The organism is Paenarthrobacter sp. NPDC056912 (assembly GCF_042786555.1).
GTDB lineage: Bacteria > Actinomycetota > Actinomycetes > Actinomycetales > Micrococcaceae > Arthrobacter.
The window spans coordinates 125,304-149,341 of record NZ_JBHUCD010000009.1; the positions used below are offsets into that span (position 1 = coordinate 125,304).

A 24,038-nucleotide genomic window follows, 5' to 3' on the forward strand; every position below is an offset into this window, starting at 1 on the left:
CCTGACCCTTCTTCTACAGCGCAGCAAAGTCCGCTGAATGTCTGAGACAATTACAGGGTGAACCGAGCATCCTTGGAAAAGCGTCCGGACGAAGTTGCGACGATGTTTGACGATGTCGCCCCCAAATACGACGTCGTGAACGATGTCCTGTCCATGGGGCAGACCCGCCGTTGGCGCCGCATCGTGGTGGACGCCATGGATGTCAAGGTAGGCCAGAAGGTCCTGGACCTCGCCGCCGGAACCGGTACCTCCAGCGAACCGTACGCCGACGCCGGCGTGGACGTTGTTGCCTGCGACTTCTCCTTGGGCATGCTCAAGGTGGGTAAGCGCCGCCGCCCGGACATCGACTTCATCGCCGGGGATGCCACCAACCTGCCCTTCGCTGACAACAGCTTCGACGCCTCCACCATTTCCTTCGGCCTGCGCAATGTCGTGGAGCCGCGCAAGGCCCTTGAGGAAATGCTGCGCGTCACCAAGCCCGGCGGCCGTTTGGTCATCGCCGAGTTCTCCCACCCCGTGGTTCCGCTGTGGCGCAATCTTTACACCGAGTACCTGATGCGCGCGCTTCCCGCTATCGCCACCAAGGTTTCCTCCAACCCGGATGCCTACGTGTACCTCGCTGAATCCATCCGCGCCTGGCCGGACCAGGACCACCTTGCCCAGTGGCTCAGCGACGCCGGTTGGACGGACATCACCTACCGCAACCTCAGCGGCGGAATCGTTGCCGTGCACCGTGCGCAGAAGCCTGCCGAGCACCGCGAAAGCGTTCCAGTGGCCAAACTGCGCCGCCAGATCAAGCCTCGCCACCAGCCCAGCTAACGTGTATTGCCTGCTGATTTAGGACGACGTGAAAGTACTGATTGTTGGCGCGGGCCCCGCCGGGTCCACCGCCGCGTATTACCTCGCCCAGGCCGGCATTGATGTCACGGTCCTGGAAAAGACCTCATTTCCCCGTGAGAAGGTGTGCGGCGACGGCCTCACTCCGCGTGCGGTCCGCGAAATCCAGAAGCTAGGCCTCCCGCACGCCGAGTCTGAGGGCTGGCGGCGGAACAAGGGGCTCCGCTTGATCGCAGGCGGCCGCACTATCGAGCTGCCATGGCCCGAGGTTGCGGATTTTCCCACGTACGGACTGATCCGGACCCGACTCGGTTTCGACGAGGACCTGGCCCGTCACGCACAGTCCGTTGGCGCCGTCGTGCTTGAACGCCACAGTGTCACCACCGCGCTGACGTCCGACGACGGCCGGGTCATCGGCGCCCGGGCCGCCCTCCTGGACGAGTCCGGACGCAAGACGGGCGAAACGCGCGACTTCCATGCCGACGTCGTTCTCGCGGCGGACGGCAATTCCACTCGCACGGCCGTGTCGCTGGGGATGCACAAGCGCGACGACCGTCCGCTGGGCGTCGCCGTGCGCACCTACTTCACCTCGCCGCGCCACGAGGACGACTGGATGGAAGGTTGGCTGGAACTTCCCGGCAAGTCCGGCAAGCCACTGCCCGGCTATGGCTGGGTGTTCGGCGTGGGCGACGGCACATCCAACGTTGGCCTCGGCATCCTGAACTCGTCCAAGGAATTCGGAAAGCTCGACTACAAGCAGGTCCTGCGCGAATGGACCGCAGGCATGCCCTCGGAATGGGGCTTCACGCCCGAAAACCAGGTGGGGGAGATCCGCGGCGCCGCGCTGCCCATGGGCTTCAATCGCACGCCGCACTACTCGCCCGGGTTGCTCCTGCTGGGCGATGCCGGCGGCATGGTGTCCCCGTTCAACGGCGAAGGCATCTCCTACGCGATGGAGTCGGCACGGTTCGCGGCCGAGTTCATTGTTGATTGCTCGGCGCGCTCCGCTTCGGCAGGTTGGACCGCCGACGACGCCGATGCGCACCTTTCGCGGTACGCGGACTATGTGCGGGACCAGTGGGGTTCCCACTTCACCCTGGGTCGCGCTTTTGCCGCGTTGATCGGCAAGCCTGCCGTGATGAAGCTGGCCCTGCGCACCGGCATGCCCGTCCCGGTGCTGATGCGCTTCGTGGTCCGCATGCTCGCCAACCTCACGGACCCCTCCGCGAAGGGCTTCGAAGACCGCGTGATCCGCGTCCTTGAGATGCTGGTTCCGGCCACGTCCAACAGTTCCTCTGCCCGTGCTGTTCAGGTGGCCGGCTCCGACACCGCGGTTTCCGCAACAACTAGTTAGGGTTAACCCGTGACGAACTCTGCCGAACACAGCTGGACGCATGCCGGACACGGCCTGCCGGACTCTGTTGAGCCTGCCCCCAACACCACCGCGATCGCCACGGGGCTTCAGCTGCCCGCCGGTTTCGCTGCGATTGCCGGTGACGCCGAGCTCGGCCCCGCCATCACCACCAACCTGGCACGCGTGGAAAAGAAGCTCCGCGAGGCCATCTCCAACTCGGACCCCCTTGCTGACGCGACGTCGCGCCACCTGGTGGAAGCCGGTGGCAAGCGCATCCGTCCGCTGCTCACCCTGTTGTGTGCGCACCTTGGTGATGCTTCGCGGCCCGAGGTTGTCCAGGCCGCTGTAGTTGTTGAGCTGACGCACCTTGCAACGCTCTACCACGATGACGTGATGGACTCCGCTCCCTACCGCCGCGGCGCACCGACGGCCCACGAGGTCTGGGGCAACTCGGTTGCCATTCTCACCGGCGACCTGATCTTCGCCCGTGCCTCCATCCTGGTGTCCGAACTCGGCTCACGGGCCCTGGGGATCCAGGCCCGGACCTTCGAACGCCTGTGCCTCGGCCAGCTCCACGAAACTGTAGGACCCCGCGAAGACGAAGACCATGTGGAGCACTACCTCTCCGTGATCGCGGACAAGACCGGCTCCCTGGTGGCCGCTTCCGGCCAGCTCGGTGCGATCTTCGCCGGTGCCGATGAGGCTTTCGAGGACCTCCTGGTGGAGTACGGCGAAAAGGTGGGCGTTGCCTTCCAGCTTGCCGACGACGTCATCGATGTCACCGGTGTAAAGGTCAAGTCGGGCAAGTCCCCGGGCACGGACCTCCGTGAGGGCGTTCCCACCCTGCCCGTCCTGTTGTTGCGGCGCGATGCCGCAGCAGGGGATGCCTCGGCGATTGAGCTGCTGGAATTGGTGGACGGTGACCTGTCCTCTGACGAAGCATTGGCTGAGGCCGTTGCCGGACTCCGCGAGCACCCCGTGACCACCGAATCCTGGAAGATCGCCCGTCAGTGGTCCGCCGAGGCCGTGGCAGCCTTGGCCCCGTTGCCGGAGGGCGTGGTGAAGGCATCGCTGACCAACTTTGCGCACGCCGTGGTGGACCGCAGCAGCTAAATTTCCTCTGCTTTGGCAGGCGTCCGGACCTTCATGGGCCGGGCGCCTGTTTTTTGTGCTGAGGGTATTTTGGAACCCGGGCCTTCACCACCCACATTGAGCTGCGGTGTCCTTAGACACGCCTGTCAAAGGTGTGTCGCAGAGGGGGAGTGGAATCAATGCTGGTGGTGGCCGCACGCGCCTCCACGTCCTTGGCCGAAAAAACGGAATGGCCCCGGCTCGCTGCAACGTTACGAGTCATACGCTGCACCGAACCGGGACCACAATCTCCGTTCGCATCAGACCCACCGGAGGCATTTAGTGGATCCGTGAAAAGCTTATGACAATCCTGTCACATTGGCAACTCTTGGGGTCAACGGATTTTCGATTGTGGTGCTGTGAATTACAGACCGTGGCTGTGTCGTCGCCACCCACTTTGATTCCACGAAGCCTTGTACGCGCGGAATCGAGGTGTGTTGGATTCAAAATCCCCCCAAAGTGGGTGGTGTCGGTACTGGGGGTTTTCCACATAGACCTATCCCCGTCAGCTACGTGAACCGTCCAAGCCTGACTATTTCCATATGGACATTGTTGACTTCCTCCGTAGCCGTCATGGGGCTGCGACCACCAAAATGCTCTATGCGGCTGGATTTACCCGGAGGGCTCTGGCGAGGGCAGTCAAAGAAGGTGTCATGAGTCGGCTGCATCGTGGCGTCTACGTCACACGGGATGCCGATCCTGACATTGTGACCGCGTTCAGGGCCAACGGAAAGCTGACCTGTGTCTCGGCTGCCCGGTTTTATCGTCTGTGGACGCTCCACGAAGGTGAGCAGCTCCACCTGAGTTGCGGGACAGGCCTGGCGCGGCGACGCGTACTTCACCACGGCCAGTGCCCACACCCGGACCACCCCTATCTGCCGGTTGCGGGAGTGGCCGATGTTCTACTGCACGCCATGAGGTGCTTGCCTGAGCTGGAGTCGCTGGTCATGGTGCAAAGTGCCGTGAGCCAGGCCTTGCTGACCACCAAGTTCCTGGAAAGCAAGATGCCGGGCAACAGGAACGGCAAACTTCGCGCCATATTGGATCTGGTCCTGCCAAGGGCCGACTCGCTCTTGGAAGTGCTCGCGCACACCCACTTCCGCCGGGCCGGCCTGCGGGTTCAGATGCACGCGGAGGTGCCCGGAGTAGGTGAAGTGGACTGCTTGATCAACGAGTGCCTGATAGTTGAACTCGACGGCGGCACGCACCTTGAAGGCAAACAGGTCAAGAAGGACCACTACCGGAACAATGCCGGTCTCCGCGGCGGACTCGTGAGCCTGCACTACTACTATGCAGACGTCGTGTACCACCCACAGCGAATGGTTGCAGAAGTGATGGCAGTCCTTTGGAACCGGGAAGCCGGCCGCTATGCACCCGCAAGGTACGCACCCGGGTGGGTTCCGCCGTCGTAAATTCCTGTCAGTGCCGTAGCGCCACCACCCACTTTGGCGACCAACTTCCTGCGACACGCACCTTCAGCGGCGTGTCAGGGCAGTTTCATCATCAAAGTGGGTCTCGGCAGCCCCGTGCTCCCAGCAAAACAGCCCCCTTCGCAACCCGGTGAGGGTGCGCGGGGGCTGCTGTGAAGAAAACTAGTCTTCGTCGTTGAACGCCCACTCGAACATGTCGAACACGAACTCGGAGAACGTGCCTTCCTCGCTCTTCCACTGGCCGCGGGCGTTGTTGCGGCGCCAGACGATGGGGTCAGGGATGCCAAGGTCCGCCGTGCGGAAGCCCCAGGTGAATTGTTCGTCCTCGTCTTCGAGGAACATGAGGAAGCCTTCGTCATCGACCTCGAGTTCCTCGGGGTCCCAGAAGTAGTGGTAGGCCTCCATGAGGTCCTCGCAACCGCCGATCGCCAAGTAGAACTCGCGCAGGACCAGCGGGATGGTGAAGGTGTGGTCAGCGAGGGCGTCGTCCAGCTCGCCCGGCGTGAGGCCGTCTTCTTCCTGCCATTCATCCTCGAGATACTTTGGGACCAGCGCGCGGAACTTCTCGAGGAACATGTCAGTCATGCTCTTATCCTAGCTAATCCCGGGCACCTGAAATTGCGCCTGTTCCACTGCCGGGCCGGTGCCAACCACGGACCGCGAGCGGCACGTGCCAGCTGCGTCGCCACGCGGTGACACGGAAGGCGAACACCACCCCGGCAATAACGCACGCTGTCAGCCCGGTGAAAGTACCGAGGTGCCACAAAAGGGTGGTGAGTCCCGCGCCAACAAAGGCAGGCAGGGCATAGAGGTCGCGGGCATTGAAGAGCGTGGGGATTTCGTTTGCCGTAATGTCGCGCAGCAGTCCGCCACCCACGGCCGTGGTCACACCCAGCAAAATGGCGGCCACCGGATTGACCCCGGCGGTGAGCGCTTTCAAAGTCCCCGTGATGCAGAACAAAGCCAAGCCGCCGGCGTCGAACAGCGTCAGAAGGGAGGTGAAGCGCTGGACCGACGAGAACAGGAAGTAGACCAGCATCGCCGCCAGCAGCGGAGGGGCAAGATACGCAGGATTCGTGAACGCGATGGGGGGACCGGCGTTGATGATGATGTCGCGGATCACACCGCCGCCCAAGGCAACGATGGAGGCGAGAAGCACCGAACCTACAATGTCGAACTGTTTGCGGGCTGCCAGCAAAGATCCTGAGACGGCAAAGAAGAACACGCCCACCAGGTCAAGCCACAGAAGGACGATGTCAATGGAAATCAACTGGAAGGGTTCTTTCTGCGTGCGGCTCTCAACTGGTGCTGGCTCAACGTTACGCTAGCTCCCATGAACAGCCCCGTTTTGATCGCGTGTGCCCACGGAACCCGTAACGCCGAAGGCCAAGCTGCCATCCGCCAGGTCATGGCCGACATCGAGGCCCTCCGGCCCGGGCTTCGGGTTCTGGAAGCGTACGTTGACGTCCAGGAGCCCGAGCTGTCCGGTGTGGTGGAGGGCCTGCCCGCGGGGACAGCCGCCGTAGTCGTACCGCTTTTGCTGTCAACCGGCTTCCACATCAAGGTGGACGTACCCAAGGCGATCAAGGGCAGGCCCGAGGTCATAGCCGCGCGACCGCTGGGTCCAGACGCGCGCCTGGCTGAGCTGCTCGCCACGCACTTGCGGGCCGCCGGCCTGAACGAGGACGACGGCGTGCTGCTGGCTGCCGCGGGATCGTCCCTTCCGGACGGTTCAGTAGATTCCGAGGAGCAGTCACGCTTGCTTGCTGAGCTGCTCCCGAACAAGGTCCGCGTCGCCTATGGCGCCAGTGCGCAGCCAACAGTGCCCGACGGCGTCGCCTCCTTGCGTGCGGAACTCACCGCAAGCGGAGGTACCGGGAGGGTCTTCGTCTCTTCCTACCTGCTGGCCACCGGCTACTTCCACGACCAACTGGCGAAGGCCGGAGCCGACATTGTGTCGGCGCCGCTGCTGCCGTCCAAGGTGCTCGCGGAGATCGCACTGGAACGGTACGACGCAGTGTTGGAAAGGCTGTCCTAACCTTTATCCGCGCGGAAAAGTGACCGAAGGGGACCTGCATAAGAGCCGCTCCGGAACAAGGCAGAGAAACCCTTCGTGACGAAATGTTTCCCTAGGTGACTTAGCGTTTCCGGACCTTTGCTGGCGAAAACTGGCCAGACCTACAGTCGAAGCATGACAGATACAGCTGTAGCCGGTGCGTCCGCGGACACCGCAGTCCCTTCGCGCCCAGCACGCACCCGCCCTGCCGCCAAGCCCCACGGCCAGTGGAAGGTTGACGGCACCACGCCCCTCAATGCCAATGAGACCTGGAAGCAGGACGATAACGGGCTGAACGTCCGGGAACGCATTGAGTCTGTCTACTCCAAAGAGGGCTTTGACTCGATCGACGGCACGGACCTGCACGGCCGTTTCCGCTGGTGGGGCCTGTACACGCAGCGCAAGCCCGGGATCGACGGCGGCAAGACCGCAACACTTGAACCGCACGAGCTCGAAGACAAGTACTTCATGCTCCGCGTCCGCATCGACGGCGGTGCGTTGACCACCGAGCAGCTGCGCGTCATCGGCCAGATTTCCGTGGACTTCGCGCGCGGCTCGGCCGACCTCACGGACCGCCAGAACATCCAGCTGCACTGGATCCGGGTTGAAGACGTGCCGGAGATCTGGCGCCGACTCGAATCCATCGGGCTGTCCACCACCGAAGCGTGCGGCGACGTTCCCCGCGTTATCCTCGGCTCCCCGGTTGCGGGCATCGCCAAGGACGAGATCATCGACCCCACGCCGCTCATCCACGAACTCGCCGAGCGGTTCATCGGCGACCCCGAGCTGGCCAACCTGCCGCGCAAATACAAGACCGCCATCACCGGCCACCCGTCCCAGGACGTGGTGCACGAAATCAACGACTTCGCCCTGGTTGGCGTGGTCCACCCCGAGCTCGGTGCCGGCTATGACCTCTGGGTTGGCGGCGGCCTGTCCACCAACCCGCGCCTGGCCGAACGCCTGGGTGTGTTCGTCTCCGCTGACGTGGCTGCCGAAGTGTGGCTGGGCGTCACCAGCATCTTCCGCGACTACGGCTACCGGCGCATGCGCACCAAAGCACGCCTGAAGTTCCTGATGAACGACTGGGGCCCGGCCAAGTTCCGCCAGATCCTCGAAGACGAATACCTTGGCTTCAAGCTTCCGGACGGCCCGCCCGCTCCGAAGCCCACCTCGCCAGGGGACCACATCGGTGTGCACGAGCAGAAGGACGGCAAGTTCTTCATCGGCGTGACCCCCACTGTGGGACGCACGTCCGGCGAGGCACTGGTTACGCTGGCTGACACTCTGGAGAAGCACGGCAGCTACCGCCTGCGCACTACTCCCCACCAGAAGCTCGTCATCCTGGACGTGGCCAAGGAGCAGGTGGAGCCGCTGATCGCCGAACTGGACACCCTGGGCCTTTCCGCCCGGCCGTCCCTGTTCCGCCGCGGCACCATCGCCTGCACGGGCATCGAGTACTGCAAGCTGGCCATCGTGGAAACGAAGGTTACGGCGGCGACGGCCATCGCCGAGCTGGAAGAGCGGCTGGCCGACCTCGTGGAAACCAAGCAGCTGCCGCAGGCACTGTCCCTCCACATCAACGGTTGCCCGAACTCCTGCGCCCGCATCCAGACCGCGGACATCGGACTGAAGGGCATGATGCTGCCAACGCCCGACGGCGACCCCACCCCGGGTTTCCAGGTCCACCTCGGTGGCGGGCTGGCTAACAACGAGCGTGCGGAAGCCGGTTTGGGACGTACCGTCCGCGGCCTCAAGGTCACGGTGGAAGACCTGCCCGATTACGTGGAGCGCGTGGTCCGTAAGTTCGTCGCCGTTGGCGCCGAGGGCCAGACTTTCGCTGAGTGGGCACACTCCGCAGATGAAGGAGATCTCCAATGACAGATCCCGTCACCATCACCGACCTCGCCAGTGCAGCCGCACGGCCCGCCCTTCGCTCACACGAAGAGCTCAAGGCCCTGGCCGAAGCCGGTGCCGCTGAGCTTGGCTGGAACGCCCCGGCCCGGGACGTCATCGCCTGGGTGGCCCGCAACTTCGAGCTGCCCACGGTGACGGTGGCCTGCTCCATGGCCGACGCCGTCCTGCCGGCCTTGGTGGCGGACCAGCTGCCCGGCGTCGACGTTTTATTCCTGGAGACCGGTTACCACTTCAAGGAAACGTACGAGACCCGCGACGAAGTTGCGGCGAACCTGCGGGTCAACGTGGTGGATGTCCTTCCGGAGAACACCGTGGAACAGCAGGACCGCCTGCTGGGCAAGGACCTGTTCGCCCGCGACCCCGCCCAGTGCTGCGCCCTCCGCAAAGTCCAGCCCCTGCGTCGCTCGCTGGCCGGCTACGAAGTGTGGTTCACCGGTGTCCGCCGCGACGAAGGACCCACCCGCACCAATACGCCCGTGATCACCTGGGATGAAGGCTTCGGCCTGGTCAAGGTGAACCCGATGGTGGACTGGACCTTCGATCAGCTGATCGAGTACTCCGAGGACAACATCCTTCCCGTCAACCCCCTCCTGAGCCAGGGCTACCCGTCCATCGGCTGCCAGCCATGCACCCGCAAGGTGGCCCCGGGCGAAGACCCCCGCGCCGGCCGCTGGGCTGGATCCGACAAGACAGAATGCGGACTACACACATGAGCACGTACACAACAGAGGAGTCCACGGTGGAAGTTGCAGCGGCAGTCGACGCCCCTTCAGCGGAGCGTCTCTCCAGCCTGGACACCCTCGAGTCCGAAGCGATTCATATCATCCGCGAGGTTGTCGCCGAGTTCGAGAAGCCTGCGCTGCTGTTCTCCGGTGGCAAGGACTCCGTGGTCATGCTGCATCTGGCCACCAAGGCCTTCTGGCCGGGCAAGGTTCCGTTCCCGGTCCTGCACGTGGACACCGGTCACAACTTCCCGGAGGTCATCGACTTCCGCGACCGCACCGTTGAGCGCCTTGGACTGAAGCTGGTTGTTGGTTCGGTGCAGGAATTCATCGACCGCGGCGAACTGGCTGAGCGTGCCGACGGCACCCGCAACCCGCTGCAGACCGTTCCGCTGCTGGATGCCATCCAGCGCAACAAGTTCGACGCCGTGTTCGGCGGCGGTCGTCGTGACGAGGACAAGGCCCGCGCCAAGGAACGCATCCTGAGCCTCCGCGACGAATTCGGCCAGTGGGATCCGCGCAACCAGCGCCCCGAGCTGTGGAACCTGTACAACGGCCGCCACACCGTGGGCCAGCACGTCCGTGCTTTCCCCATCAGCAACTGGACCGAGCTGGACATCTGGCGCTACATCGAGCGCGAGAACATCGAGCTCCCCGGCCTGTACTACGCCCACGACCGCGAAGTCTTCGCTCGGGACGGCATGTGGCGTGCGGTGGGCGAGGTTTCCCAGCCGCTGCCGCACGAGGAAGTCATCACCAAGCTGGTGCGCTACCGCACGGTGGGCGACATGTCCTGCACCGGTGCAGTCGAGTCCGACGCACGCACTGTGGCCGACGTCGTAGTTGAAGTCGCCGCCTCCACCCTGACCGAACGTGGCGCCACCCGAGCAGATGACCGCATCTCCGAGGCCGCCATGGAAGACCGCAAGAAGGACGGCTACTTCTAAATGAGCACCGAAACACTGGCCGCCGGGCTGGAGACAGCCCTGCCCACCACCCTGTTCCGTTTCGCCACTGCGGGATCGGTCGACGACGGCAAGTCCACTTTGGTGGGCCGCCTCCTGCACGATTCCAAGGCGATTCTTGCTGACACGCTCGACGCCGTTGCCCGCACCTCTGCGGACCGCGGCTTCGGCGGCGAAAAGGGCGGGATCGACCTCGCCCTCCTGACCGACGGACTCCGCGCCGAGCGCGAGCAGGGCATCACCATCGATGTCGCCTACCGCTACTTCGCAACGGACCGCCGCAGCTTCATCCTGGCGGACTGCCCCGGCCACGTTCAGTACACCAAGAACACGGTGACCGGCGCGTCCACTGCGGATGCCGTCGTCGTGCTCATCGACGCCCGCAAGGGTGTGCTGGAGCAGACCCGCCGGCATCTCTCCGTGCTGCAGTTGCTCCGCGTTGCCCATGTGATCGTGGCCGTCAACAAGATCGACCTCGTTGACTTCAGCGAGCGGGTGTTCCGCGACATTGAGGCGGACGTGCAGAAGGTTGCCCGCGAGCTCGGACTTGGTTCCGATGGTGTTGCTGACCTGCTGGTTGTCCCGGTTTCCGCCCTTGATGGCGACAACGTGGTGGACCGCTCCGAGCGCACCCCCTGGTACACCGGTCCGGCACTGCTTGAGGTCCTCGAAACCCTCCCGGCTGCTGACGAGCTCGAAGCCGAACTGGAGAGTTTCCGTTTCCCGGTCCAGCTGGTCATCCGGCCGCAGGGCGCCCTGGCTCCTGATGCTGTTGCCGGCGGGCTCGATGTGGAGGCGTACCGCGATTACCGCGCCTACGCTGGCCAGATCACGGAGGGCTCCGTGAAGGTGGGGGACGAAGTTTCCGTCATCAGCCCCGGTCACGAGCCGCGCATCACCACGGTGGTGGGCATCGACTTCGCCGGCCAGTCGCTGGACGAGGCGGCTGCACCGCAGTCCGTGGCCGTCCGATTGGCTGACGAGATCGACATTGCCCGTGGTGACACCATTGCCGCTGCAGGCACGGTCCGCGAAAGCACGGCCGATCTGTACGCGTCGCTGGCATGGCTTTCGCCCAAGCCTTTGCGTGAAGGCCAGAAGGTCCTGGTGAAGCACGGTACGCGCACGGTCCAGGCACTGGTCCGCAATGTCACCGGAAAGCTGGACCTGGCCACGTTCAACGTGGAGCCGGCGTCCAACCTGGAGCTCAACGACATCGGACATGCGCTGCTGCGACTTGCCGCTGCGCTGCCGTTGGAGAACTACCTGCACCACCGCCGAACCGGCGCATTCCTGGTGATCGACCCGACTGACGGCAACACCCTTGCTGCCGGCCTCGTGAAGGACCACCCGGGCGACCACGAAGACGAACGTTACGTCATCTAGGTTCACACGTAGTCACAAAACCGCAGCTTGTTCGCGACTCCTCACGCTGTACGGCGGGAATTTCGAACAAGCTGTGGTTTTCTTTTTTGGAAGGCCGCATGCCACAGAACACCACCCTCAGCACGCTCCTGGCCGCCGGCAAGAACCTGGTCCTGGACGGTGCGTTGGCTACGGAACTCGAGGCCCACGGATGCGATCTTGAGGATCCGCTGTGGTCGGCCAAGGTCCTGCTGGAGCAGCCGCACCTGATCAAGCAGGTCCATCGAGACTATTTCGACGCCGGTGCTTCCGTGGCCATCACGGCCAGCAATCAGGCGACTCCGGAGGGGTTTGCACGGCGTGGGCTTGGCTCTGAGGGGGCTCTTGAGCTGGTGGCCTTGAGCGTCCGATTGGCCGATGAAGCCCGCCGGGAGTCCTTGGCTGATGGTTCGGCGAGCGGGCCTTTGCTGGTGGCCGGATCCGTGGGGCCGTACGGCGCCTACCTTGCCGACGGCTCTGAATACCGCGGCGATTACACGCTGTCTCCCGCGGAATTCCGCGACTTCCACCAACCCCGCATCGCCGCGCTGGTGGAGGCTGGTGCGGATTTCCTGGCGTGCGAGACGCTGCCGTCGTATGCCGAAGCGGAGGCGCTGTTGGCGCTCGTGGCGGAGTTCGACGTCGAATCCTGGTTTACGTTCACGCTGCGGGACAGCGGCCGCATCAGTGACGGAACACCGCTCGCGGACGTAGCTGCCCTGCTGCGGGCGGAACCGCGCGTGGCCGCCGTCGGGGTCAATTGTGTGCCGCTGGAATTGGTGACGTCGGCCCTTGGCACGCTGCAGGACGTCACTGATGCGCCCCTTGTGGCATACCCGAATTCGGGCGAAGCTTACGACGCCGTGACCAAGACCTGGAGTCCGGCTGCGGGTGTCCAGCGGAGCGGAACCTTGGCCGGCAACGCTGCTTTATGGAAGGACAGGGGAGCCATGCTCATCGGTGGCTGCTGCCGCACAACTCCGCGCGACATAGAAGGCCTGGCAGCGAATATGACGCCACGTGACCCCGCGTGAACCTTGGTTTCTACGGGATTGAAGCGGAAATATGACAGTCCCTACTCTGAACACATGACCTCTCCGGAATGGTCCTTCCTTGCCCATAACGGGCGATGTTACGGGGCCTGATCTTCGCCCCACTCGCATCCCACATTCGTAAGGACTTCCCCAATGGCAAACACACCCGAGTCGCAGAAACCCGATTCCGGTACCACTCGCATCGTCGCCGGTGAGACCGCACCCAAGCCCAAGCGCCGCCGTACCCTTGAGATCGCTTTGGCGGTGGGCATCGTCTTGCTGATCGGTGCCGGCGCTGCAGTGGCTTCGGCTGTGTCGCAGAACAATAACCAGGCCGCTCCGGTTCCGGCGACGACGCCGGCTGCTGAGTTGAAGCTTGGCTATTTCAGCAACGTCACCCACGGCCCGGCGTTGGTTGGCACCAGCAAGGGCTTCATCGCCAAGGAACTGGGCCAGACCAAGCTCAGCACGCAGATCTTCAATGCCGGTCCGGCCGCGATCGAGGCCCTGAACGCCGGCGCGATCGATGCCACGTACATCGGCCCGAACCCGGCCATCAACTCGTTCGTCAAGAGCAACGGCGAGTCCATCAGCATCATTGCCGGTGCGGCCTCGGGCGGGGCGCAGTTGGTGGTCAAGCCGGAGATCAACTCCGCGGCGGACCTCAAGGGCAAGGTGCTGGCCACGCCGCAGCTTGGCGGTACCCAGGACGTGGCCCTGCGCGCCTGGCTGGGGGACCAGGGGTTCAAGACCAACACCGATGGCAGTGGTGACGTCAACATCAACCCGACCGAGAACGCGCAGTCCTTGAAGTTGTTCCAGGACGGCAAGCTCGACGGCGCGTGGTTGCCTGAGCCGTGGGCCTCGCGGTTGGTCCTCGAGGCCGGGGCCAAGGTCCTGGTGGACGAGAAGGACCTCTGGGAGAAGGGTGAGTTCACCACCACCATCTTGATCGTGAACAAGAAGTTCGCTGCCGAACACCCCGAAACGGTGAAGGCGCTCCTGAAGGGCCACGTGGAATCGGTGAACTGGCTGAACACGGCCTCGGCCGAGGAGAAGGCGAGCACCATCAACGCTGTCTTGAAGGACACCGCGGGCAAGCCCCTGCCGGCGAACGTGATCGACCGGGCGTTGAAGAACATCACCTTCACCACGGATCCGCTCGCCGGAACGTACAAGAAGCTGCTGCAGGACGGTGTTGACGCCGGCACCACCAAAACCGCCGACATCAACGGCATCTTCGACCTCCGCGCCCTGAACGAGGTAGAAGGCAAAAAGACCTCCGCCGCAGGACTCGGACAAGACTAAGCAGTAACGGCTGGCCCGCTTCCCCTTCGATTGTGTCGGGGGAGCGGACCGGCCTTTAGCCACATCAGCTCCACCAATCAACATGAAGGACGGGAACATGCCAGTCGTACTCGAGAACCTGGGCAAGCGCTTCGGCGATGGCGCCCCGGTGCTGGACGACGTCAACGCCACTATCGCGCAGGGCGAGTTCGTTGCCCTCCTTGGCGCGTCCGGCTGCGGCAAGTCCACCCTGCTGAACATTATGGCGGGACTGGAACAGCCGACGTCGGGCGCCCTTGAAGTACCCAGCGACGGCGCCGCCTTCATGTTCCAGGACGCGTCCCTGTTTCCTTGGCTGACAGCGCGCGGCAACATCGAGTTGGCGCTGCAACTGGCGGACAAGTCCAGCACCAAGGCCAGTCGCCGTCAGCGGGCTGCCGAGCTGTTGGATCTGGTCCATCTTGGTGGCGCCGGCGACAAGCGCCCGCACGAGCTGTCCGGCGGTATGCGGCAGCGCGTAGCCCTGGCCCGTTCGCTCGCCCAGGACCGGCAACTGTTGCTGATGGACGAGCCGTTCGCTGCTCTCGACGCCATCACCCGCGACCTCCTCCACGACGAGCTAGAGCGGATCTGGAAGGAGACCGGGCGAACCATCGTGTTTGTGACGCACAACGTCCGCGAAGCTGTGCGGCTCGGCCAGCGCGTGCTGCTGCTGTCTTCTCGTCCGGGCCGAGTGGTGGCCGAATGGGAAGTCAGCGAAGAGCATCGGACTGATCCGGGTCGTGCCGGTGAGCTCACCGGGACCATCACCCGCCGCCTTCGCGAGGAGATCCGCCGCCATGCCAAGTAACCCCATCACCACCGACGAGCGGACACTTCCCGTGACTGAATCCAAAGAGCACATCACGTCGCCGTCGTTGAAGGGCAATGCCTCCGAACTCCGCGACCTGGAAGCGGGCCTGGACAACCTGCAATCGGACACCGGCCGCAAGAACGGCATCGAATGGAAGCGCGTTCTGCTTCCAGTCGCTGCCCTGGTGGTCCTCGTATTGGTCTGGCAGTTCTACGTTTCCCTCGGGCTCAAGCGGCGCGACCAGGTTCCAGGTCCTTTGGATGTCCTCAACCAGCTGGTCACCCTTTGGGGCGAAGGCAAGGTCCAGGAATCGGTGTGGACCTCACTGCAGCGCGGCCTGGTCGGCTTCCTGATTTCCGTTGTCATCGCAACACCGGTTGGCCTGCTGCTGGCTCAGGTTGCTCCCTTGCGCCGTGCGTTTGGTCCGCTCATTTCCGGCCTGCAGGTCCTGCCCTCCGTGGCCTGGGTTCCGGCCGCCATCATTTGGTTCGGCCTGACGGATGCCACCGTGTACTTCGTTGTCTTCATGGGAGCCATCCCGTCCATCATCAACGGCCTGATCTCCGGCGTGGACCAGATCCCGCCGCAATACCGCAGTGTTGGCACGGTCCTCGGTGCGAACCGGCTCCAGATGGCGCTGCAGATCGTCCTGCCCGCGGCCCTGCCCGGCTACATCGGCGGCCTGAAACAGGGCTGGGCCTTCTCCTGGCGCTCACTGATGGCTGCGGAAATCATCGCCGTGGGCGGAACCATCGGCTTCGGCCTGGGCTCGTTGCTCGACCAAGGACGCGCACTGTCCGACATGGCTGTGGTGATGTCCGCGATCCTGCTGATCCTGGCCGTGGGCATCCTGATCGAACTCCTGGTCTTCGGGCCGATCGAGAAGCGTTTGCTGCAGCGTCGGGGCTTGCTGGCGGGTAGCAGCCGGTAGTTGCTTCCCGAGCGGGTGCACCACTCCTTCGCCGGGTCCGCACCTGTTCGCGCCGTTGGCACCTGTTCGCGCCGGGTCCGCACCCTTTCGCGCCGAGTGCGCCGGTGGTTACGGGTGCGTACGGCGGTAAGGGGTGCGAGCTCTGCCAACGAAACGTACACGCCCGACGGCGACCTCCCGCCGTCGGGCTCTTGCGTCGCCTCGCACCCTTTCGCGCCGTTGGCACCGGTTCGCGCCGGGTCCGCACCCTTTCGCGCTGAGTGCGCCGGTGGTTACGGGTGCGTTTGGCGGTAACCACCGCGAGCGGACACTGCGGAATTACCCGGCCCCCAGTGCTGTTGTCCCCAACATGCATAAGAAACGGATCGGCTTCCTCTCGTTCGGCCATTGGGCCCGGGTTCCAGGTTCGCTGGTGCCCACAGCCGGCGAGGCCCTCAAACAGGGAATCGACCTTGCCGTGGCTGCCGAGGAACTGGGCATCGACGGCGCATTCTTCCGTGTGCACCACTTCGCCCGGCAGCAGGCCTCGCCTTTCCCGCTCCTCAGCGCCATAGCCGCAAGGACCAGCCGTATCGAGATGGGTACCGGCGTGATCGACATGCGCTACGAAAACCCGCTCTACATGGCCGAGGAAGCCGCCGCCACGGACCTCATCAGCGATGGCAGGCTCCAGCTCGGCGTGAGCCGTGGTTCACCCGAACCCGCGCGGAACGGTGCCGCAAACTTCGGCTACGTCCCGGCCGACGGCGAGGATCCAGGAGACATGGCCCGCCGCCACACAGCATTGTTCCGGAAAGCCATCGCCGGGCACGGTGTCGCCGAGGCAGACCCGCACTACGCCGGTGGGGCGACCGGCCTGCTGCCCATCCAGCCGCAATCAGCTGGCCTTCCACAGCGAATTTGGTGGGGCGCCGGCACCCGGAAGACGGCGGTGTGGGCAGCAGAGCAGGGCATGAACCTCATGAGCTCAACCCTCCTCACCGAGGACACGGGCGTGCCCTTTGATGAGCTCCAGGCCGAGCAGATCAGTCTCTTCCGCGAGGCCTGGGCCGCTGCCGGGCATGACTTCGTACCAAGGATTTCGGTCAGCCGCAGCGTGATCCCCATCGTCGACGACGTGGACAGCCACTACTTCGGCCTCCGCGCCCAGGCAGACAGCCAGGACCAGGTAGGAATCCTGGACGGCGCGTTGTCCCGTTTCGGGAAGAGCTACATCGGGGAGCCTGACGCTTTGGCAGACGAGCTGGCCAAGGACGCAGCCGTCCAGGCTGCCGACACAGTCCTGCTCACTGTGCCCAATCAGTTGGGTGTGGACTACAACGCCAAGCTCCTGGGTAACGTCGCCAAGCACATCGCCCCCGCCTTCGGGTGGACGCCAAACTGGGAAGACCCGGTGCAAGGTGAGGCGATCTAGCAGCCAATGGTGACGGCACGAGGCTGCCATTCGGGGTTTCTCGCAGCGGTCAGTCCTGTTCGTCAGGCGAAAGAACTTCAATGCTGCGGTCGTTGCCCCCATGTATTTTCACGACGACGCCACTTGACCAGTCCGCCATTCCGGCCTCGATTTCGGACTTCAGCGCGCTGAGACGCTCATTGTCGGGCGCGTACTCTTCGGCCGTTGTGAAGTCGATCCGGCACCATGGCATCATCCCGCCATCGCCCCACGCGCTGTCTAAGGATGGCGCGGACCCGATGGACTTCTCGATGACCGGAGAAAGCTCGTTCGCAAGATCTTCGCAGTCGCCGGATGCCGAGTAGTCGCCCAGACAGCCAGCTAGCAGCGGGGTCAGCATGAGAAGCAAGAGAAGGAGGGCACCTGACGCGAACGCGCGTTTCATGCTCCGACCATAACGGTCGTGGTCCCTACCAACCAAGATCCAGGCCGCGCGGACAAGGACCCTCACGGTCGCCAACCGCTGGGCGTGGACGCACCACGTGAAGCCCAAAACGGTAATGTTGCTGGCTGTGCGCAATTGCGCCAACAACGCAGGAGCACACGTCTGTCCCTTCAATGACGAGGGGACGATGCAGAAAGCAAAGGTTGCCCCATGGACATTCAGAACCTCCTTGAAGACATCGTCGGAGCAGTTCAACCGCACGTCGGCCAAGGAAAAGTGGCCGACTACATCCCTCAACTCGGGGCTGTGGACCCGCACCAGTTCGGTATCTCGGTAGTCACCCGGGAGGGCCAGGTGTTCTCAGCCGGGGACGCCCATGTGGAGTATTCCATTCAAAGCATCTCCAAGGTCTTCGCCCTCGCCTTGGTGTTGGCTTCGGACGGCGATCGAATCTGGAAGCGCGTCTTCCGCGAACCTTCGGGTAACCCGTTCAACTCGTTGGTTCAGTTGGAGAGCGAGGAAGGCATACCCCGGAACCCGTTCATCAACGCCGGTGCGATCGTCGTGACGGACCGGCTCCTCAGCCTGACGGGCAACGCCGCCCATGCGGTCCGGGCCCTGATGCGCCAAGAGACAGGCAACGCAGGGGTCGACACGGATCAGACTGTGGCGTTGTCCGAGCTGGGTAAGGGACACCGCAATGCGTCGTTGGCGCACTTCCTGGCAAGCTGTGGCAACTTGGAGAACCCGGTGGATGATGTCCTGGACTCTTATGCCAGGCAATGTGCCCTGGCCATGACCTGTGAGGAACTTGCGCTCGCAACCCGGTTCCTTGCGTCCAACGGCTTGGGGGCACACGGGACACTGTTGCTCTCTCCAGCGCAGACCAAGAGGATCAACGCCGTCATGCTCACCTGCGGTACCTACGATGCCGCGGGCGAATTCGCGTACAGAGTCGGGCTCCCGGGCAAGAGCGGCGTCGGCGGTGGCATCGTGGCCGTGGTCCCCAACAAGTGCTCCATCAGCGTGTGGAGCCCTGGCCTGGGAAGGTCGGGCAACTCGGTGGCCGGCGTGGCCGCGCTGGACGAATTCACCACGCGTACTGGCTGGTCCGTTTTTTAGGCGCATTATTGAGGGATGACCCCCAAGGCCGGAAAGACACCAAAGGCAGCCAAGCCTGCCGCGCTGGCGCCGGGAACCCAGCCCACCGCCGTCGGGTTCCTGGAACGCCTGAAAACCCGCCAGTCGGACGTGGAGCAAGCCAAGTACCAGCGCTACTTCAAGACCGGCGAGGGGGACTATGGCGAGGGCGATTTCTTCATGGGCGTCCGCATGGGTGAGGTGTTCACGCTCGGCAAGGAGTTCGCGGCCATGCATCCGGAGGAGATCGAGAAACTCCTGGAGCAGGACATTCACGAGGCCCGCGCGGGCGCCGTGAAAATCATGGCGCTGCAGGCACAGAAGAAGAAAACCACCGATGAACGCCGCGGTGACCTCTACGAGCTGTATCTGAGAAGGCATGACCGCATCAACAACTGGGACCTGGTGGATCTCGGTGCCGGGAACGTGGTGGGCGGCTGGCTCCTGGATAAACCGCGGGATCCGCTGTATGAGCTGGCCCGTTCGCAGAACATGTGGGAGCGCCGTACGGCCATTGTTGCAACGTCGGCCTTCCTCCGGGAGGGGCAGTTGGACGACACGTTCGCGATCGCCGAGATCCTGCTCCACGACAAAGAGGACCTCATCCGGAAGGCCACCGGCGGCTGGGTCCGTGACGCCGGGCGAAGCAGCCGCGAACGCCTCTTGGCGTTTCTCGACGAACACGCGGCCACCATGCCCCGGACAACGCTTCGTTACGCCATCGAGCATCTGGGCAAGGAACAGCGCGCGTATTACCTGACGCTCAAAGACAGGGTCGCCCCCAGCTAATCCGCGCAAAAACAGGCCAAACCCCGGCAAGGGCGGCAACGGTTTGTGACGCTGGATTACCCAGCGTTACCGGGTGTTTCCGAGCCTTTGATGCATGTTACGAGCCCGCCCTACAGTTTTTTTATGGCAATACAGGACATTTACCCCACCGCACTCCGGCTGCTCGGCCGCCCCGTGCTGGTTGTGGGCGGCGGACCGGTGGCGCAGCGCCGCGCCAAGGGACTGCTCGACGCCGGTGCGAAAGTCACCGTCGTGGCTCCCGTTGCGTCCGAAACACTTCGCGGACTCGCCGACGCCGGACTCCTCACCTGGGAGCCGCGCGAGTACCGCACATCAGACCTCGACGGCGTCTGGTTCGTTCAGACCGCCACGGGCACTTCCGCCGTGGACACCCAGGTTGCCGCCGACGCCGAAGCGCAGCGCATCTGGTGCGTCAATGCCTCCGATCACGAAGCATCAGCCGCGTGGACGCCCGCCGTGGCCGTAGTGGACGATGTGAAGATCGCCATCAACGCCGGGGGAGACCCTCGCCGTGCCATGGCGCTCCGTAACGCCGTAGCCACTGCCCTCGAAACCGGGGACTTGCCGCTGCGCCGTCACCGTAAGCCGGGAGCCGGCGGTTCCGTCGCGCTGGTCGGAGGCGGTCCTGGCGACTCGGGACTCATCACCGTCCGCGGCAGGCGCCTGCTGGGCCAGGCCGACGTCGTGGTTGCTGACCGTCTTGGCCCGCGCGAGCTGCTGAAGGAACTTGCCCCCGATGTCCGCGTCATCGAGGTGGGCAAGACACCCGGCCACCACCCGGTTCCGCAGCTGGAGATCAACCGGATCCTCGTGGACGAAGCCCTGCAGGGTAACCGCGTGGTCCGCCTCAAAGGCGGCGACCCCTATGTCTTGGGGCGCGGTGGCGAGGAAGCAGAATTCTGCCGGCAGAACGGCGTCGAGGTTGAAGTGGTGTCCGGCGTGACGTCGGCAATTTCGGTTCCGGCCGCTGCAGGCATCCCTGTCACCCACCGCGGGCTGGCCAAGGGTTTCAGCGTTGTCACAGGACACGAAGAGCTTTCCGAGGTCCCTGCCCGGCCCGATCACACTGTGGTGTTGCTCATGGGAGTGGCGCAATTGCGCGAGTCCGCGGCCGCCTTGGCGGGCTCGGGTCTGCCTTTGGGCACTCCAGTAGGTATCGTTGAGAACGGGTATTTGCCGGAACAGCGCGTCACGATCGGCACGTTGGGGACCATCGCGGACCAGGCGGAAGCCGTCGGCGTGGCCAATCCAGCGGTCATTGTCATCGGCGATGTGGTCCGTGTCAGCCCCTTCGCGCCGCAGCATTTCAAGACCGCTGACTACAGCACCATCACCCCCAATCGTCCCCGCGTCCGCAGTAACTGAGAAGAAGAAGGAACACAGCCGTGTCAATTAGCACCCCCGTAGGTTCTGCGGACCGTCCGCTTCGCGTCGCCGTCATCGGCTCCGGCCCGGCCGGCGTGTACGCAGCGGACATCCTGACCAAGAGCGAGGCCGTCAAGAGCGGCGAACTCACAGTCAGCATCGACCTCTTTGACCGCTACCCGGCACCGTACGGCCTCATCCGTTACGGCGTAGCCCCGGACCACCCCCGCATCAAGGGCATCGTCAACGCCCTGCACAAGGTCCTGGACCGCGGCGACATCCGCTTCTTCGGCAACGTGGACTACGGCACGGACATCTCCATCGAAGACCTCCGCAAGCACTACGACGCCATCATTTTCGCAACCGGTGCCATCAAGGACGCCGACCTGAACATCCCGGGCATCGAACTCGAAGGTTCCTTCGGCGGCGCCGACTTCGTCTCCTGGTTCGACGGTCACCCGGACGTTTCCCGTGAATGGCCGCTGGAAGCCACCGAAATCGCTGTCCTCGGCAACGGCAACGTTGCCCTGGACGTTGCCCGCGTCCTGTCCAAGCACGCCGATGACCTGCTTGTCACCGAAATCCCGGACAACGTGTACGCCGGCCTGAAGAGCTCCCCGGTCACGGACGTCCACGTCTTCGGTCGCCGCGGCCCGGCACAGGTGAAGTTCACCCCGCTGGAACTCCGCGAACTCTCGCACTCCAAGGACGTGGACATCATCCTCTACGCCGAGGACTTCGAATTCGACGAAGAGTCCGACCGCCAGGTGCAGACGAACAACCAGATCAAGACCATGGTTGGCACGCTCACCAACTGGATCGCCGAGCAGCCCGAGGACCTTTCCGAGCTCAAGGCGTCCCGCCGCCTGCACCTGCACTTCCTGCACAGCCCGGTGGAGATTGTTGACTCCGCCGAAACTCCCGGCAAGGTTGCGGGCATCAAGTTCGAGCGCACTGAACTGGACGGCACGGGCAACGCCCGCGGCACCGGCGAATTCATCGACTACCCGATCCAGGCCGTGTACCGCGCCATCGGCTACTTCGGTTCGGCCCTGCCGGACGTCGAGTTCGACCACAAGAAGGGCGTCGTGACCAACGACGGCGGTCGCGTCCTGGACGCCGACGGCCAGCACGTGCCGGGCCTCTACGCAACGGGCTGGATCAAGCGTGGTCCCGTTGGCCTCATCGGCCACACCAAGGGCGATGCCCTGGAAACCGTCACGTACCTCCTGGAAGACCGCGAGAACCTGCCGGTTGCCGAGGTTCCCGCGGCTGAGGCCGTGGTGGATCTCCTGGACTCCCGCGGCGTGAAGTTCACCAGCTGGGAAGGGTGGCTGGCACTGGACGCCCACGAGCTCGCCCTCGGCGCAGCAGCCACCGAGGCCGGCACCACCCACGGTGTTGAGGTCAAGCGTGAGCGCGTCAAGGTCGTTCCGCGCGAGGACATGGTCAACATCTCCCGTGATGGTGTAGCCGCACAGGTCTAGTTTTCTGTTCCGGCAAGCGGGGTCACTCATTTCGAGTGGCCCCGCTGCTGCTTTAACGGGGTTAACCCTCAGCGGTACCCTGAAGCATGGACGTCGTCGTCATCGAAACGCCCCAGCTGGGGGACCGGAGCTACTTGGTGCACGACGGCAGCGTTGCGTTGGTGATCGACCCGCAACGGGACATTGACCGGGTTGTAGCTGCCGCCCGCGACGCCGGCGTCCGTATCACGCACGTCGCTGAAACCCACCTCCACAACGATTACGTCACCGGTGGGCCGGTCCTGGCAGAGGCGCAAGGGGCCCAGTACTTGGTGAACGGTGCGGATGAGGTTTCGTTTGCCCGGGTCCCTGTCACTGATGGCCAGGTTCTCCACGTTGGCCGCCTGTTGGTAAGGGTGGTTGCCACTCCCGGCCATACGCACACGCACCTTTCGTACGTGGTCCGGGACACGCACGACGCCGGCCCTGCGGCCGTGTTTTCCGGCGGCAGCTTGCTCTACGGCTCAGTGGGGCGGACGGACCTGGTCTCACCCCATGACACCGCGGCGTTGGCCCATGATCAGTATTCTTCGGTCCGCCGCCTGGTGGAGTCGGCGCATCCCGAATCGGCGCTCTACCCGACCCACGGCTTCGGATCGTTTTGCTCGATCGGCCCCGCGAGCCACCAGGAATCGTCAACCATCCGCGAGCAAGCCGAGTCCAACCACGCCCTGACGGACCCCGACGAGGACCACTTCGTCTCAGAGCTGCTGGCGAACATCACGGCCTATCCTGCCTACTACGCCCACATGAGCCCGCTGAACGCGTCGGGGGTTGGCCCGGCGAACCTGACGGTGCCGGACTCCGTTGAAGCGGCGGAACTGGGCCGTAGGTTGAGGGCAGGGGAGTGGGTGGTGGACCTCCGGCACAGGGTGGCTTTTGCGGACGGCCACCTCAGCGGCAGCGTGAGCTTTGAGTACGGGAAAGGCGACAATTTCACCAGTTACCTTGGCTGGGTGATCCCGTGGAACCAACCGCTGACGTTGCTGGGGCCTCGGGATGAGGTGGAGAAGGCGATCCGTGACCTGGCGAGGATCGGCATCGAAAGTCCGGATGCCGCCGTCGGGCCTTATCCGGGAGCTCTGGCACCGGAGACGCCGCAGCGTTCGTACCCGCACAAGGACTGGGCCGGGCTTCTGAGTGCGAGGACACCGGATGACGTGGTCCTGGACGTTCGCCGCCCGGAAGAATTCGAAGCCTCCCACGTTGTGGGTGCCCTGAACGTGCCCGTCTACGAACTGCTGGGAAGGGTCACGGAGCTGCCGGAAGCCAGGATCTGGGTGCACTGTGCCACGGGCTACCGGGCGAGCGTTGCGGCCAGCCTGCTGGACCGGGCCGGGCGTGACGTGGTGCTGATCAACGCCAGATTCAGGGACGCGGCCGGGGCAGGGATCGAGACGATGCCATAAGACGTTGCCGCCCCGCTAAACCGTGGTTGGGC

Annotated in this window: 22 protein-coding genes; 19 read left to right on the forward strand and 3 right to left on the reverse strand. The window is 64.2% G+C overall.

Translation table 11 applies throughout. The features are described from left to right. The first annotated feature begins 57 nt into the window (after positions 1-57). The 4 genes from ACFRJ9_RS11885 (at position 58) to ACFRJ9_RS11900 (ending at position 4,734) form a co-directional block, all read left to right on the forward strand. Positions 58-819 (forward strand): demethylmenaquinone methyltransferase, encoded by a 762-nt coding sequence (locus ACFRJ9_RS11885; protein WP_377667890.1) that lies wholly within the window; start codon positions 58-60, stop codon positions 817-819. Positions 820-847: 28 nt separating this feature from the next. After that, positions 848-2,191, forward strand: a complete 1,344-nt coding sequence (locus ACFRJ9_RS11890) for a geranylgeranyl reductase family protein (protein ID WP_377667892.1) — start codon at positions 848-850, stop codon at positions 2,189-2,191. A 9-nt stretch (positions 2,192-2,200) separates the two neighbouring features. Beyond that, complete coding sequence (locus tag ACFRJ9_RS11895) at positions 2,201-3,304, forward strand: polyprenyl synthetase family protein (RefSeq protein ID WP_377667895.1); 1,104 nt, start codon at positions 2,201-2,203, stop codon at positions 3,302-3,304. Positions 3,305-3,864: 560 nt separating this feature from the next. Beyond that, positions 3,865-4,734: a type IV toxin-antitoxin system AbiEi family antitoxin domain-containing protein gene (locus ACFRJ9_RS11900; protein WP_377667898.1), complete on the forward strand. Its 870-nt coding sequence runs from the start codon at positions 3,865-3,867 to the stop codon at positions 4,732-4,734. 180 nt (positions 4,735-4,914) lie between these two features. Here ACFRJ9_RS11900 and ACFRJ9_RS11905 read toward each other — a convergent pair whose 3' ends face one another. Together ACFRJ9_RS11905 and ACFRJ9_RS11910 are read right to left on the reverse strand one after the other, a co-directional pair. Continuing rightward, positions 4,915-5,337 carry a hypothetical protein gene (locus tag ACFRJ9_RS11905; protein ID WP_377667901.1) on the reverse strand — a complete coding sequence of 141 codons (423 nt, stop codon included), beginning with the start codon at positions 5,335-5,337 and terminating at the stop codon, positions 4,915-4,917. Between the two features lie 13 nt (positions 5,338-5,350). Beyond that, complete coding sequence (locus ACFRJ9_RS11910; protein WP_377667903.1) at positions 5,351-6,022, reverse strand: trimeric intracellular cation channel family protein; 672 nt, start codon at positions 6,020-6,022, stop codon at positions 5,351-5,353. Between ACFRJ9_RS11910 and ACFRJ9_RS11915 the strand changes: the two genes are divergently transcribed. From ACFRJ9_RS11915 to ACFRJ9_RS11960, 10 genes are all read left to right on the forward strand, one after another. Beyond that, positions 6,023-6,790, forward strand: a complete 768-nt coding sequence (locus ACFRJ9_RS11915) for a sirohydrochlorin chelatase (protein WP_377668066.1) — start codon at positions 6,023-6,025, stop codon at positions 6,788-6,790. A gap of 153 nt (positions 6,791-6,943) precedes the next feature. Next, complete coding sequence (locus ACFRJ9_RS11920; protein WP_377667906.1) at positions 6,944-8,686, forward strand: nitrite/sulfite reductase; 1,743 nt, start codon at positions 6,944-6,946, stop codon at positions 8,684-8,686. Then, a complete protein-coding gene (locus ACFRJ9_RS11925; RefSeq protein WP_377667908.1) occupies positions 8,683-9,435 on the forward strand; it encodes a phosphoadenylyl-sulfate reductase in 753 nt (250 codons plus the stop codon). Before ACFRJ9_RS11920 ends, ACFRJ9_RS11925 begins: the two co-directional genes overlap by 4 nt. Further along, positions 9,432-10,391, forward strand: coding sequence for a sulfate adenylyltransferase subunit CysD (gene cysD, locus ACFRJ9_RS11930; protein WP_377667911.1), 960 nt, complete (start codon positions 9,432-9,434; stop codon positions 10,389-10,391). Before ACFRJ9_RS11925 ends, cysD begins: the two co-directional genes overlap by 4 nt. Further along, the gene (locus ACFRJ9_RS11935; protein ID WP_377667913.1) at positions 10,392-11,795 is read left to right on the forward strand and encodes a sulfate adenylyltransferase subunit 1; all 1,404 of its coding nucleotides are present in this window, start codon (positions 10,392-10,394) and stop codon (positions 11,793-11,795) included. It begins immediately after the preceding gene. Between the two features lie 98 nt (positions 11,796-11,893). Next, positions 11,894-12,847, forward strand: a complete 954-nt coding sequence (gene mmuM, locus ACFRJ9_RS11940) for a homocysteine S-methyltransferase (protein ID WP_377667915.1) — start codon at positions 11,894-11,896, stop codon at positions 12,845-12,847. 153 nt (positions 12,848-13,000) lie between these two features. After that, on the forward strand, positions 13,001-14,155 hold the full coding sequence (locus ACFRJ9_RS11945) for an ABC transporter substrate-binding protein (RefSeq protein WP_377667917.1): 1,155 nt from the start codon (positions 13,001-13,003) through the stop codon (positions 14,153-14,155). Positions 14,156-14,252: 97 nt separating this feature from the next. Further along, positions 14,253-14,984, forward strand: a complete 732-nt coding sequence (locus ACFRJ9_RS11950) for an ABC transporter ATP-binding protein (protein ID WP_377667919.1) — start codon at positions 14,253-14,255, stop codon at positions 14,982-14,984. Next, positions 14,974-15,918, forward strand: coding sequence for an ABC transporter permease (locus ACFRJ9_RS11955; RefSeq protein ID WP_377667922.1), 945 nt, complete (start codon positions 14,974-14,976; stop codon positions 15,916-15,918). The genes ACFRJ9_RS11950 and ACFRJ9_RS11955 overlap by 11 nt, the downstream gene beginning before the upstream one ends. Before the next feature lie 349 nt (positions 15,919-16,267). Then, the gene (locus ACFRJ9_RS11960) at positions 16,268-17,332 is read left to right on the forward strand and encodes an LLM class flavin-dependent oxidoreductase (RefSeq protein WP_377667924.1); all 1,065 of its coding nucleotides are present in this window, start codon (positions 16,268-16,270) and stop codon (positions 17,330-17,332) included. Between the two features lie 49 nt (positions 17,333-17,381). On the opposite strand, the gene ACFRJ9_RS11965 is transcribed toward ACFRJ9_RS11960, so the two are convergent. Next, positions 17,382-17,756 (reverse strand): hypothetical protein, encoded by a 375-nt coding sequence (locus ACFRJ9_RS11965; RefSeq protein ID WP_377667926.1) that lies wholly within the window; start codon positions 17,754-17,756, stop codon positions 17,382-17,384. A 210-nt stretch (positions 17,757-17,966) separates the two neighbouring features. Here ACFRJ9_RS11965 and ACFRJ9_RS11970 point away from each other — a divergent pair, with 210 nt between their 5' ends. The 5 genes from ACFRJ9_RS11970 (at position 17,967) to ACFRJ9_RS11990 (ending at position 24,006) form a co-directional block, all read left to right on the forward strand. Further along, a complete protein-coding gene (locus tag ACFRJ9_RS11970) occupies positions 17,967-18,878 on the forward strand; it encodes a glutaminase (RefSeq protein ID WP_377667928.1) in 912 nt (303 codons plus the stop codon). Positions 18,879-18,893: 15 nt separating this feature from the next. Next, a complete protein-coding gene (locus tag ACFRJ9_RS11975; RefSeq protein WP_377667930.1) occupies positions 18,894-19,685 on the forward strand; it encodes a DNA alkylation repair protein in 792 nt (263 codons plus the stop codon). Between the two features lie 123 nt (positions 19,686-19,808). After that, positions 19,809-21,071 carry a uroporphyrinogen-III C-methyltransferase gene (cobA, locus tag ACFRJ9_RS11980; protein WP_377667933.1) on the forward strand — a complete coding sequence of 421 codons (1,263 nt, stop codon included), beginning with the start codon at positions 19,809-19,811 and terminating at the stop codon, positions 21,069-21,071. A gap of 20 nt (positions 21,072-21,091) precedes the next feature. Next, complete coding sequence (locus ACFRJ9_RS11985; protein WP_377667935.1) at positions 21,092-22,558, forward strand: FAD-dependent oxidoreductase; 1,467 nt, start codon at positions 21,092-21,094, stop codon at positions 22,556-22,558. Positions 22,559-22,644: 86 nt separating this feature from the next. Continuing rightward, a complete protein-coding gene (locus ACFRJ9_RS11990; RefSeq protein WP_377667937.1) occupies positions 22,645-24,006 on the forward strand; it encodes a rhodanese-like domain-containing protein in 1,362 nt (453 codons plus the stop codon). Positions 24,007-24,038 lie beyond the last annotated feature (32 nt).

What these genes read in the sequence shown, in the direction of transcription:
- ACFRJ9_RS11900 (WP_377667898.1), top strand. Translation starts at nt 3,865, where the DNA reads ATGGACATTGTTGACTTCCTCCGTAGCCGTCATGGGGCTGCGACCACC.
- ACFRJ9_RS11905 (WP_377667901.1), bottom strand. Translation starts at nt 5,337, where the DNA reads ATGACTGACATGTTCCTCGAGAAGTTCCGCGCGCTGGTCCCAAAGTAT.
- ACFRJ9_RS11920 (WP_377667906.1), top strand. Translation starts at nt 6,944, where the DNA reads ATGACAGATACAGCTGTAGCCGGTGCGTCCGCGGACACCGCAGTCCCT.
- ACFRJ9_RS11925 (WP_377667908.1), top strand. Translation starts at nt 8,683, where the DNA reads ATGACAGATCCCGTCACCATCACCGACCTCGCCAGTGCAGCCGCACGG.
- cysD (WP_377667911.1), top strand. Translation starts at nt 9,432, where the DNA reads ATGAGCACGTACACAACAGAGGAGTCCACGGTGGAAGTTGCAGCGGCA.
- ACFRJ9_RS11935 (WP_377667913.1), top strand. Translation starts at nt 10,392, where the DNA reads ATGAGCACCGAAACACTGGCCGCCGGGCTGGAGACAGCCCTGCCCACC.
- mmuM (WP_377667915.1), top strand. Translation starts at nt 11,894, where the DNA reads ATGCCACAGAACACCACCCTCAGCACGCTCCTGGCCGCCGGCAAGAAC.
- ACFRJ9_RS11945 (WP_377667917.1), top strand. Translation starts at nt 13,001, where the DNA reads ATGGCAAACACACCCGAGTCGCAGAAACCCGATTCCGGTACCACTCGC.
- ACFRJ9_RS11950 (WP_377667919.1), top strand. Translation starts at nt 14,253, where the DNA reads ATGCCAGTCGTACTCGAGAACCTGGGCAAGCGCTTCGGCGATGGCGCC.
- ACFRJ9_RS11955 (WP_377667922.1), top strand. Translation starts at nt 14,974, where the DNA reads ATGCCAAGTAACCCCATCACCACCGACGAGCGGACACTTCCCGTGACT.
- ACFRJ9_RS11960 (WP_377667924.1), top strand. Translation starts at nt 16,268, where the DNA reads ATGCATAAGAAACGGATCGGCTTCCTCTCGTTCGGCCATTGGGCCCGG.
- ACFRJ9_RS11965 (WP_377667926.1), bottom strand. Translation starts at nt 17,756, where the DNA reads ATGAAACGCGCGTTCGCGTCAGGTGCCCTCCTTCTCTTGCTTCTCATG.
- ACFRJ9_RS11970 (WP_377667928.1), top strand. Translation starts at nt 17,967, where the DNA reads ATGGACATTCAGAACCTCCTTGAAGACATCGTCGGAGCAGTTCAACCG.
- ACFRJ9_RS11975 (WP_377667930.1), top strand. Translation starts at nt 18,894, where the DNA reads ATGACCCCCAAGGCCGGAAAGACACCAAAGGCAGCCAAGCCTGCCGCG.
- cobA (WP_377667933.1), top strand. Translation starts at nt 19,809, where the DNA reads ATGGCAATACAGGACATTTACCCCACCGCACTCCGGCTGCTCGGCCGC.
- ACFRJ9_RS11990 (WP_377667937.1), top strand. Translation starts at nt 22,645, where the DNA reads ATGGACGTCGTCGTCATCGAAACGCCCCAGCTGGGGGACCGGAGCTAC.